The following is a 12038-nucleotide window of genomic DNA, read 5'->3' as shown; positions in this document are numbered from 1 at the left end:
TTAATCTATTTTTTCAATACTAAAACCAACTTCTTGAATGCCTTGTAAAAATTCAATTGGTTTAACATCTCCACTTTTACGCATTGCGTGACGTACATTAAACTGATATTCTCCTGATATAGGAAAGACTTTTTTTTCTTTATAGAATAATTTATTTTCTTTTATTTCTGAAAAACCAGTACCTAAAAAATTCCCTGCTGCATCTGTCATTTCATATTGAAGAGTATCTACAACAATTGTTCCGTTAGGAAAATTAAGTTCTGTAATTAAATACAAATTACTAAACTGATAATCGTTATTATTTCTAAGATTGATAAACAAATTTTTAGGTGAAATAGTATCTTTTACATCAATTTTAAATAATATTTTTTCATTTGCTTTCCATCCTTGTTTGTTTATCGATTTATATTGATTAAAATCAGTATTATCTTTACAAGAAAGCATTAAAAAAAGAGACAGTAAAAAAATAAAAAAACTATTTCTTTTCAGAATTGTTGTCATTTTTAGGCTTATTTTTACGGTTTCTATTATTTCTTCTTGGTTTATTTACCTTTTTAACTTCTCCCTCTGGTTTATTTGTATTATTATTTCCTTGAGGATTTTGTTTAGTATTTCTTTGAGCGTTATGTTTTGGTTTTTGTTGAGGTCTTGGCCTAGGTCTTGGTTTCGGCTTTTGATTTCCTTCTGGTTTTTGTTGTTGATTTGGTTGCTGATTCTGATTAACCTGTTTTTTAGCTAAAGGTTTTCTTTTCTGATTAGAATTTGGCCTTTGTCTAGGATTTGGTTTTGGATTATTTTTATTAGTAGCAACAGCTGCAACAGTTTTTTTACGGTTTCTATTATTTCTTTTACGTTTACTTGTTTTAGGTACATCAAAACGAGTTAAACTATCTTGACCTACAGCATCTTCAAAATCTACTTTTTCCGGAATTATTACATCTGCTTCATACTCTTCTAACGAAATAGATTTTTCGTTATTTTTATTCAAGTCTATAATTTCTAAAACTTGATCTAGAGTTAATCTAAACCACTTAAAACGCTCTTCTTTATATGTATACCACAAATGTTGTTTAAAAATATCCATCTTAACAAAAACAGCTTCTCCTTTTTCTGTTTTTAAGACAACATCTTGTTTAGGAAAAGCTTTTAAAGCATCTAAATAAGTATCTAACTCAAAATTTAAACAGCATTTTAACTTACCACATTGCCCAGCTAATTTTAACGGATTTAAAGATAATTGTTGATAACGTGCTGCAGAAGTTGTAACTTTTCTAAAATCTGTTAACCAAGTAGAACAACATAACTCTCTACCACAAGAACCTACACCACCTAATCTGGCTGCTTCTTGTCTTGCACCTACTTGTTTCATTTCTACACGAATAGAAAAAGCACTTGCCAAATCTCTAATTAGCTGTCTAAAATCTACCCTTGCATCTGCTGTATAATAAAAAGTTGCTTTGTTTCCATCTCCCTGAAATTCAACGTCAGAAAGTTTCATTTGCAAACCTAATTTACCTAAAATCTCTCTTCCTCTTCTTTGTGTTTCTTCTTCTCTATCTCTAGCTTTTTGCCAAATATCTATATCTTTTTGTGTAGCTTTTCTATAAATTTTCTTAACATCTTCATGATCTTCTGTAATTTTGCGCTTTTTCATTTGCACTTTTACCAATTCTCCAGCTAAAGAAATTGTACCAATATCGTGCCCAGGATTTCCTTCTACAGCAATAATATCACCCATTGTTAAGGGTAAATTATCTACATTTTTATAAAAATGTTTTCTTCCGTTTTTAAAACGAACTTCAAAAATGTTAAATCTTTTTTGGCCACTTGGCAACGTCATGTTAGACAACCAATCAAAAACTGCTAATTTTTGACTACCACTACCACAACTACCAGACCCACAATTACCATTACTTTTACAACCTCTAGGTACACCATTTTCTGTTGTACCACAACTACCACATGCCATGTAAAATTATATATTATTATCGTTTTTTTATTTTGAAAAATATTTTTAGGCTTTAATTATCTAAAAACACATACTAAAACTCAAAAAACGTTAGATTCATAAATTGATTATCAGACCAATACAAAAAAAAGACCTGATTTTACTAATTCGTAAATATACGCATTCTTAAAGAATGAAAAAATAGGTAAACGAAAGTTAACATAACTACTTTTTATTTGATTATTCTTCAAATATAATTTGAGTTTATAGTTAATTTTTAAGCTAATTAGAATTCGTAGCAGTTAAATTAGAATCTGAATAAAAATATTATAGAGCACAAAAAAAGACCCCAATATGAGGTCTTCTTATACTGATATTCATTTATTTTTAAACCTGTTTAACTTCTATTATTTTAACAGGACATGCTTTTTTAGCCTCTAAAGAACAATCAAAAATAGATTCATCAAAAGATTTTATAGTAAAAAACCCTTTTTTTTCTGTTGAATGCAATAAAACAGATTTGCCATCTTTTTTAGACATTTGAAACTGTTCTGGCGCAACCTCTACACAATAATTACAACCAATACATTTGTTTCTTTGTAAAGTAATTACAACCATTAGTTTTTAGCGAATTCTGTTTTTACAATTTTGTACAACTTATCAGATCTTCTAATTTTAAAATCTAATTTCATGGTTACTTCATCTCCTTTTGTTGCTTTTTCCGATGGTTTATCATTTACAAACATTTGCTTCAATTCCATTTCTTGTGCACCTGTTGTTGGCCCAGTAATCAGAATTGTATCACCAATATTTACATCATAAGCATCAATTTTAAACTGACCAATTTTGGCTTTGTCAAAATAATGTTCTCCTTTACCTAAATAAACTTTCTTTTGCGTTGCGTTAGAACCAGAATCTTTACTCCACTCGCCTAATTTTTGGCCTAAATAATATCCGTTCCAAAAACCACGATTGTACACTTTTTCTAATTCTTGCATCCAAGAAATTACTTTTTCTTTATCGTAAGTTCCTGCAGCTAAACTATCAATAGCATCTCTGTAACATTTAATTACTTTAGCAACATATTCTGGCGCTCTACCTCTACCTTCTATCTTTAAAACTTTGATTCCGGCATCTGCAACTTGATCTAAAAAATCAATTGTACACAAATCTTTTGGAGACATAATATATTCATTATCCAACTCCATTTCAAAACCAGTTTCTTGATCTATAACCGTATATTTTTTTCTACAATTTTGTTTGCAAGCACCTCTGTTTGCTGATGAATTTGCAGAATGTAAACTCATGTAACATTTACCAGAAACTGCCATACACAAAGCTCCATGACCAAAGATTTCTATTTCAATTAATCTACCAGAAGGTCCTTTTATTTGCTCTTTTTCTATTTGTTCTGTAATCTTTTTTACTTGACGTAAACTCAACTCTCTACTTAGTACAATAGTATCTGCAAATAGTGCATAAAACTTTACAGTTTCTATATTTGTAATATTGATTTGTGTAGAAATATGAACCTCCATTTGATGTTCTCTAGCCATAGAAATAACCGCCTGATCCATGGCAATGACAGCCGTAATATTTGCTTCTTTTGCCCTTTTTATCAATGTTTTTACAATTGATAAATCATGATCATAAACAATGGTATTTAACGTTAAATAGCTTCTAACATTTTTTTCTGAGCATCTTTTAGCAATTTCTTCTAAATCATCTAAAGTAAAATTGATAGATGCTCTTGCTCTCATATTTAGTTGTTCTACTCCAAAATAAATAGAATCACAACCATTATCTAGCGCAGCTTGCAAAGATTCAAAATTACCAGCAGGCGCCATTAATTCGATTTTTTGCATGCCTTTACTTTTTAAACTTTAAAACTTCAGAACGTCCTTTTTTAAAGATTTTATTGCTATTTGCTTTTCCTTTTCTTAACTCCTTTTGTTCTTCATATGGCAAATGAATAATTTCTTGGCAATCTGCAGAACAAGTGTTTTCTGTTCTTTCTGCACATTCATCACATTGTATAAATAATAAATGGCAAGCTTCGTTGGCACAATTGGTATGCGTATCGCAAGGTTTACCACATTGATGGCAATTGGCAATTACATCATCAGAAATTTTTTCTGCTCTTCTATGATCAAACACAAAATTTTTACCAATAAATTTATTTTCGATTCCTTCTTCTTTTACTTGACGCGTGTATTCTATAATTCCGCCTTCTAACTGAAAAACATTTTTAAATCCTTTGTGTTTATAATAGGCAGATGCTTTTTCACAACGAATTCCGCCAGTACAATACATCAATAAATTTTTATCTTCTTTATTGTCTTTTAAATCTTCTTCTATAATATCTAAAGAATCTCTAAACGTATCTACATCTGGAGTTACAGCACCATCAAAATGACCAATTTCACTTTCGTAATGATTACGCATATCTACACAAACCGTATCCGGATTTGCCAACATTTCATTAAATTCTTTGGCATTTAAATGCACACCTTTGTTAGTTACATCAAAAGTTTCATCATTTAAACCATCAGCAACAATTTTATTTCTAACTTTTACTTTTAGCTTTAAAAACGACTTATTATCTTGCTCTATAGCAACATTTAAACGAATGTCTTTTAAGAAAGAAATACTATCTAACTGATCTTTTAATGCGTAAAAATTTTCTGATGGCACAGACAATTGTGCATTTATGCCCTCGTAAGAAACATAAATTCTACCTAAAACATCTAAAGCATTCCATTCTAAGAATAATTTATCTCTAAATAATTGTGGATTTTCTATCTTATGATATTGATAAAAAGAAATTGTAAGACGGTCTTTACCTGCCTCATCTATTAATGCAGCGCGCTCTTTTGCGCTTAACTTATTGTACAGTTGCATGCTATACTAATTTGGTTAAACTAAATATTTTTTGCAAATATAGCTAATTTTTAAAGTTGAGTAACCCAAAACACCAAAGACTTTATCTAATTGATATTCAACATAAAAACACTACAACGTTTTCTTAAATAATTGCAAAACCTAACTTTTATCATGTTTTATTTTTTAGTCATATTTTAAATTTGATGTACATAAAACAGTAAAACTTAAAGAGATGGAATTAGATGAATTACTTTTAGAAGAGCCAAAAAATATAGAATTTAAAAAAGGTGTTTGGAACACATCTATTAATGTTAGAGATTTTGTTATACAAAACATTGTTTCTTACTATGGCGATGACCAATTTTTAGTTGGTGCTAGCAAAAAGACCCAAAAGCTTTGGGAAGTATGTAAAGAAGGAATGAAGCAAGAAAGACAGAACAACGGTGTACATTCTGTTGATACAGAAACCATTTCTGGTGTTGCTAGTTTTGGTGCAGGTTATATAGATAAAGAAAACGAAGTAATTGTTGGTTTACAAACTGATGGATTGCTAAAAAGAGCAATGAAACCTTTTGGAGGTTACAAAGTTGTTCAAAAAGCATTACAAGAACATGGTTTAAAACCTAGCGAAGAAATAAACGAATTATTTACAAAATATGTAAAAACACATAATGATGGGGTTTTTGATGCTTATAATGCAGAAATTAGAAAATTCCGTTCTTTAGGTTTTTTAACTGGCTTACCAGATAATTATGCTCGTGGTAGAATAATTGGTGATTATAGACGTGTTGCTTTATATGGTATTGATAAATTAATTGAAATAAAAAAAGCTGATTTAGCAAATATTGAGGGGCCGATGACAGATGCTGTTATTCGTTTAAGAGAAGAAGTTTCTGAACAAATAAGAGCTTTAAAAGATATGATTGTAATGGGTAACCATTATAATTTAGAATTAAACAGACCTGCAGAAAATGCACAAGAAGCTGTACAATGGACGTACATGGCATACCTAGCCGCTGTAAAAGAACAAGATGGCGCTGCAATGTCTTTAGGTAATGTTTCTACATTTTTAGATATCTTTATTGAAAGAGATTTACAAAACGGAACTATTACAGAAGTAGAAGCACAAGAATACATAGATCAATTTGTGATGAAACTAAGAATGGTACGTCACCTACGTATGGCTGCTTATGATGAAATTTTTGCTGGAGATCCAACTTGGGTAACAGAAGCAATTGGTGGTATGTTAAACGACGGTAGAACTAAAGTAACTAAAACTGCTTATCGTTTCTTACATACTTTATACAACTTAGGCCCATCACCAGAACCAAATATTACGGTTTTATGGTCTCCTTTATTACCACAAAATTTTAAAAGCTTCTGTGCAAAAGTTGCTATTGATACATCATCTATACAATTTGAAAATGATGATTTAATGCGAAACTTAAGAGGTTCTGATGATTACGGAATTGCTTGTTGTGTTTCTTACCAAGAAATTGGTAAACAAATACAGTTTTTTGGTGCAAGAACTAACTTAGCCAAAACATTATTGCTAGCTATTAACGGTGGTAGATGCGAAATTACAGGTACCAAAATGGTTGATGGTATTGAAATTGATAATAGCGAATATTTAGACTTTGATAAAGTAATGGCTAATTATAAAATTGCCATGAAACACGTAGCAAAAGTTTATAATGATGCCATGAATATTATCCATTACATGCATGATAAATATTACTACGAAAAAGCTCAAATGGCTTTAATTGATACAAATCCACAAATTAATATTGCTTACGGTATTGCGGGTTTATCAATTTTAGCAGATTCTTTATCAGCAATTAAATATGCAAAAGTTAAACCTATTAGAAACGAAGAAGGATTAACTGTAGATTTTAAAATTGAAGGAGATTTCCCTAAATATGGAAATGATGATGACAGAGTAGATATTTTTGCTCACAATGGTGTAGAAGACTTTAATAACGAATTAAAAAAATTAAAAGTTTACAAAGATGCAGACCCTACAATGTCTGTACTAACCATAACATCTAACGTTGTTTACGGTAAAAAAACCGGTGCAACACCAGATGGTAGAGCTAAAGGAGTACCTTTTGCACCTGGCGCAAACCCAATGCATGGTAGAGATACAAACGGAGCAATTGCATCTTTAAATTCTGTAGCAAAAATAGATTATAAAGATTCTCAAGACGGAATTTCTAATACATTTTCTATTGTACCTAAATCTTTAGGATCTACACAAGAAGATAGAATAGACAATTTAGTTGCAACTTTAAATGGTTACTTTGAGCACGGTGCGCAACACTTAAATGTAAACGTGCTAGACAAAGAAACTTTATTAGATGCAATGGAGCACCCAGAAAATCATCCTCAATTAACAATTAGAGTTTCTGGTTACGCTGTTAATTTTATCAGATTAACTAAAGAACAACAAATGGAAGTAATTTCTCGTTCTTTCCACAAATCTATGTAGCCTTTTATGTATTTATATGGGGTTCAGAAAAAAATTAGAAATCAAATTACAACTATTAAAGCACTTCTACTATTTTTTTGAACCCCTTTTTTATTCACTTAAATGTTAACAATATTAGAACTTCAGAAAACATATTAAACGTACACTCTATAGAATCTTTTGGTACTCATGACGGACCAGGAATTAGATTGGTTATTTTTTTACAAGGTTGTAAATTAAAATGTCAATACTGCCATAATCCAGATACTATTGATACTCATGGTGGCAAAGAATACCATATAGAAGACTTGGTACAAAGAGCCATCAAAATGAAATCTTATTTTGGTGAAAAAGGAGGAGTTACAGTTTCTGGCGGAGAACCTCTTTTACAAGCACACAACCTTATTGCTCTTTTTAAAAGATTAAAAGAAGAAGGTATACATACCAATTTAGATACTAATGGACGCATGTTAAATCATCCAACCATAGAGCTACTAGACAATTATGCAGATTTAGTAATGCTAGACATCAAACATATGAGAGAAGAAGGTTTTCAAAGAATAACGGGTAAACGTAACAAAGAAACCACTTTCAATTTTGCAAAACACAGAGAAGCATCTGGCAAAAAAATGTGGTTACGTTATGTTTTAATTCCTGGTATTACAAATACTCCAGAATTATTACATGAATTAGGAAATTATTTTAAAGAGTATAAAACTATAGAACAAATAGAGTTGCAACCTTACCATAAATTAGGCATCCATAAATGGGATGCTTTAGGTTGGGAATACGAATTAAAAGATGCTAGAGAAAACACCAAAGAAGAGTTAACATTAGCATCAGAAATTTTAAGTAACTATTTTAAAAAGGTAAAAATCAATTAGATTTTAATTGATTTTTAGCAGTGAATTACATAACTAATGAACACACCAAAAGAAGTTATAAATAACATAAATCAAATTGCCTTAAGTAAAGGAAAATATAAAAAAAGTAAAACTCTAATTCTTGCCATTTTAGCTGGTGCATATGTTGCCTTTGGTGCTTTACTTGCAATAATTGTTGCAGGTGGCTCTCCAGGTATTACAGAAAATAACCCAGGATTGGCTAAATTTATATTTGGTGCAACTTTTCCAATAGGACTTATTTTGGTAGTAATTGTTGGCGCAGAACTCTTTACCGGAAACAACGCATACTTTATCCCCAATTTATTACGTAGAAGACAACCTATTTACCACATGTTTAGAAACTGGATAATTGTATATAGTGGTAATTTTATAGGAGCTCTTTTTCTTGCTTATGTAATTACACATTTAACACACGTTGTGCATAGTGAACCATATATTAACTCTGTTTATAGCATTGCAGAAGGCAAAACCAGCCATACTTTTTTGGTTACTTTTATAAAAGGAATTGGTGCAAACTGGTTAGTTTGTTTAGCTATTTGGCAAGGTGTTGCATCAGAAAATACTGCTGGTAAAATTATTGCAATTTGGCTTCCTGTAATGGCTTTTGTTGCCATTGGTTTTGAACACAGTATTGCTAATATGTATTTTATTCCGCTTGCTATTTTTGAAGGTGCAAATATTACTTGGACAACTTTTTTCATTAAAAATTTAATACCCGCAACTTTAGGAAATATTGTTGGTGGTGTTTTATTTGTAGGTTTACCATACGGTCATTTATTTAACAAAAAAATGCAACCAAAAAACCAATAGATTTAAATCTTTTTACACTTAAAATATAAAATTCAGCGCATTAAATAAAAATTATATCAAATTGTTTAAAAATAAACAACACAAATTATTTTGGTAAATATTTATCAAAAAAATGGTGGAAATATAATTTGTTAGCATATTTGCAGTATAAATAATATCATTAAATAAAATACTGATGAAAATAGCTGTAGTTGGAGCAACTGGAATGGTTGGAACAGTAATGTTACAAGTTTTAGAAGAACGTAATTTACCGATAACGGAATTAATTCCGGTAGCGTCAGAAAGATCTGCTGGTAAAAAATTATCATATAAAGGAAAGGAATACACCATTGTAACCTTAGCAGATGCTGTAGCATTAAAACCAGATGTAGCCTTATTTTCTGCAGGTGGAGACACTTCTTTAGAATGGGCACCAAAATTTGCAGAAGTTGGTACAACCGTTATTGATAACTCTTCTGCTTGGAGAATGGATCCTACAAAGAAATTAGTAGTACCAGAAATTAATGGTGATGTTTTAACTGCTGATGATAAAATTATTGCAAACCCAAACTGTTCTACAATTCAGTTAGTAATGGCTTTAGCGCCTTTACACGCTAAATATACAATGAAACGTGTGGTAATTTCTACTTACCAATCTGTGTCTGGTACTGGTGTAAAAGCAGTACAACAATTAGATAACGAAGAAGCCGGTATTGATGGTGAAATGGCATATCCTCACAAAATTGGTAGAAATGCTTTACCTCATTGTGATATTTTTTTAGACAATGGTTACACAAAAGAAGAAATGAAATTAGTAAAAGAGCCTAAGAAAATTTTACGTGATGATTCTTTTTCTGTAACTGCAACTGCAGTTCGTATACCTACTGCTGGTGGGCATTCTGAAGCGGTTAACGTACAATTCGAAAATGATTTTGATTTAGCAGAAGTTCGTCAAATATTAAGCGAAACTCCTGGAGTTATTGTAGAAGATGATCTAGCAAACAACGTTTACCCGATGCCAATTAACGCTCATAATAAAGATGAGGTATTTGTTGGACGTATTAGAAGAGATGAATCTCAAGAAAATACCTTAAATTTGTGGATTGTTGCAGATAACCTACGTAAAGGAGCAGCTACAAACACAATTCAAATTGCCGAATATTTAATAGCAAATAATTTGGTGTAAAATATATGTAATGTCAACATTTTACAAAGTAAACATACAAGAAGTACAACAAGAAACCGCTAATGCGGTTTCTGTTTTGTTTAAGATACCCGAAAATTTAAAATCAGATTTTAACTTTATACCTGGTCAATATATTACTTTACAAAAAGTAATTAATGGAGAAGAAGTTAGAAGGGCTTATTCTATTTGCTCAACTCCTAAAAGTGGAGAAATTAGAGTTGCTATAAAAGCAGTTGAAAATGGTGTATTTTCTACATATGCTACTTCAAAACTAAAAGCGGGTGATGAAATTGAAATTTCAGCTCCAGAAGGCCGTTTTATTTTAAATGCAGAAGATAACAAAAACTATATTGGTTTTGCTGCTGGCTCTGGTATTACACCAATTTTATCGATGATAAAAACTGTTTTAGAAACAGAAACCTCATCAACTTTTACGTTGGTTTACGGTAACAAATCTGTTGTTGATACAATTTTCTACGAACAATTAAATACTTTAAAAGAAACTTTTTTAGATAGATTTAAACTACACTATATTTTTAGTAGAGAAGACGTTAAAAATCAATTAAAAGGTAGAATTAGCAGTAATGTTACCAATTACTTTGTAAAAAACATGTACAAAGAAACTTCTTTTGATGCAGCCTTTTTATGTGGCCCAGAAGAAATGATTGAAGAAGTTTCTAAAACTTTAGAAAGCAACAAAATAAGTAAAGAAAATATTCATTTTGAATTATTTACAACATCTGTTGATGAAGATGCTGCTGCAGAAGTTAAAGAAGGAATAACAGAAGTTACTGTTTTGTTAGATGATGAAGAAACTACTTTTACCATGCAACAAACAGACGATCTTTTAGCTGCAAGTTTGCGCAATAATTTAGATGCACCTTATTCTTGCCAAGGTGGAGTTTGTAGTTCTTGTATGTGTAAAGTTACAGAAGGAAAAGCTGTAATGGTTAAAAACTCTATTTTAACAGATAGTGAAATAGAAGAAGGTCTTGTATTAGCATGCCAAGCTTACCCAACAACATCAAAAATTGTTATTGATTTTGATGATGTATAACATATAGAGAAAATTGAATAATTTAATATTTTTAAGCAGAAAAGGATGGGTACTCCATCCTTTCTTTTTTCTAAAAAAATAGTATTTTAAAGTAATGGATATTTATAATTTTAAAAATGCTTTCTTAATTGGCTTTTTTATGGCTTTTATGATTGGACCTGTTTTTTTTATGCTAATACAAACTAGCATTTTAAAAGGAGCAAGAGCTGCCATTGCTTTTGATATTGGTGTTCTTTTAGGAGATATTTCTTTTATTTTAATTGCGTATTACGGAAGTAGATCTTTATTAGAAAAAATAAAGGATGATCCTAGATTGTTTTTTATTGGTGGTTTAGTGTTAATAATATATGGCCTGATAACTTATTTTGATAAACAAAACAAAAAAGAAGCTATAGAAACTACTAAGACAATAGAAATACCTGTGGTTAAAAGCAGTTATATAAAACTACTTATTAAAGGGTATTTTCTAAATTTTATAAACATTGGTGTTTTGGCATTTTGGTTGGGTACTGTTTTGGTTATTGGACCAACTTTAAACATGAATCCTACAAGTATTTTTTGGTACTTTGCAACAATTATTCTTGGCTATGCCGTTACAGATTTAGGCAAAATATTATTAGCTAAACAATTAAAAAGTAAAATGACTCCGTTAGTAATTTACAGAGTAAAACGTGTTATGGGCATTATTTTAATAATCTGTGGAGTTTTTTTAATATTAAAAGGATTTATACCTAATGATAAAATTGACGAATTAATTCTTTAATACAAAAAAAGCGAGGTAAAAACCTCGCTTTTTTTATGTT

The 12038-nt window shown here is 30.4% G+C and carries 11 protein-coding genes; 6 read left to right on the top strand and 5 right to left on the bottom strand.

What is annotated here, in order from left to right; translation table 11 throughout:
- The 5 genes from KI686_RS02605 to trhO all read right to left on the bottom strand — a co-directional run bounded on the left by KI686_RS02605 (position 1) and on the right by trhO (position 4849).
- Entirely contained in the window at positions 1-501 is a 501-nt protein-coding gene (locus tag KI686_RS02605; RefSeq protein WP_237587697.1) for a gliding motility lipoprotein GldH, read from the bottom strand.
- Positions 476-1969 carry a PSP1 domain-containing protein gene (locus KI686_RS02600; RefSeq protein WP_237587696.1) on the bottom strand — a complete coding sequence of 498 codons (1494 nt, stop codon included), beginning with the start codon at positions 1967-1969 and terminating at the stop codon, positions 476-478. Before KI686_RS02600 ends, KI686_RS02605 begins: the two co-directional genes overlap by 26 nt.
- 366 nt (positions 1970-2335) lie before the next feature.
- Positions 2336-2566, bottom strand: coding sequence for a ferredoxin (locus KI686_RS02595; RefSeq protein ID WP_237587695.1), 231 nt, complete (start codon positions 2564-2566; stop codon positions 2336-2338).
- The gene (locus KI686_RS02590; RefSeq protein ID WP_237587694.1) at positions 2566-3813 is read right to left on the bottom strand and encodes a peptidase U32 family protein; all 1248 of its coding nucleotides are present in this window, start codon (positions 3811-3813) and stop codon (positions 2566-2568) included. The genes KI686_RS02595 and KI686_RS02590 overlap by 1 nt, the downstream gene beginning before the upstream one ends.
- Positions 3814-3817: 4 nt before the next feature.
- A complete protein-coding gene (gene trhO / locus KI686_RS02585) occupies positions 3818-4849 on the bottom strand; it encodes an oxygen-dependent tRNA uridine(34) hydroxylase TrhO (protein ID WP_237587693.1) in 1032 nt (343 codons plus the stop codon).
- A 214-nt stretch (positions 4850-5063) separates the two neighbouring features.
- On the opposite strand from trhO, the gene pflB reads away from it, so the two are divergent.
- The 6 genes from pflB to KI686_RS02555 all read left to right on the top strand — a co-directional run bounded on the left by pflB (position 5064) and on the right by KI686_RS02555 (position 11998).
- Positions 5064-7319, top strand: coding sequence for a formate C-acetyltransferase (gene pflB, locus KI686_RS02580; RefSeq protein WP_237587692.1), 2256 nt, complete (start codon positions 5064-5066; stop codon positions 7317-7319).
- 77 nt (positions 7320-7396) lie between these two features.
- Positions 7397-8182 (top strand): pyruvate formate-lyase-activating protein, encoded by a 786-nt coding sequence (gene pflA / locus KI686_RS02575; RefSeq protein ID WP_237587691.1) that lies wholly within the window; start codon positions 7397-7399, stop codon positions 8180-8182.
- A gap of 36 nt (positions 8183-8218) precedes the next feature.
- On the top strand, positions 8219-9013 hold the full coding sequence (locus KI686_RS02570) for a formate/nitrite transporter family protein (protein ID WP_237587690.1): 795 nt from the start codon (positions 8219-8221) through the stop codon (positions 9011-9013).
- Between the two features lie 175 nt (positions 9014-9188).
- Positions 9189-10178, top strand: coding sequence for an aspartate-semialdehyde dehydrogenase (locus tag KI686_RS02565; protein WP_237587689.1), 990 nt, complete (start codon positions 9189-9191; stop codon positions 10176-10178).
- 10 nt (positions 10179-10188) lie between these two features.
- Positions 10189-11235 (top strand): ferredoxin--NADP reductase, encoded by a 1047-nt coding sequence (locus tag KI686_RS02560; protein WP_237587688.1) that lies wholly within the window; start codon positions 10189-10191, stop codon positions 11233-11235.
- A 94-nt stretch (positions 11236-11329) separates the two neighbouring features.
- A complete protein-coding gene (locus KI686_RS02555) occupies positions 11330-11998 on the top strand; it encodes a LysE family translocator (RefSeq protein ID WP_237587687.1) in 669 nt (222 codons plus the stop codon).
- The last annotated feature ends 40 nt before the right edge of the window (positions 11999-12038 follow it).

The organism is Polaribacter sargassicola (assembly GCF_021991835.1).
Classification (GTDB): domain Bacteria; phylum Bacteroidota; class Bacteroidia; order Flavobacteriales; family Flavobacteriaceae; genus Polaribacter; species Polaribacter sargassicola.
The sequence above is the reverse complement of the archived record's forward strand: the minus strand, read 5'-3'. Positions and strand labels throughout refer to the sequence as shown.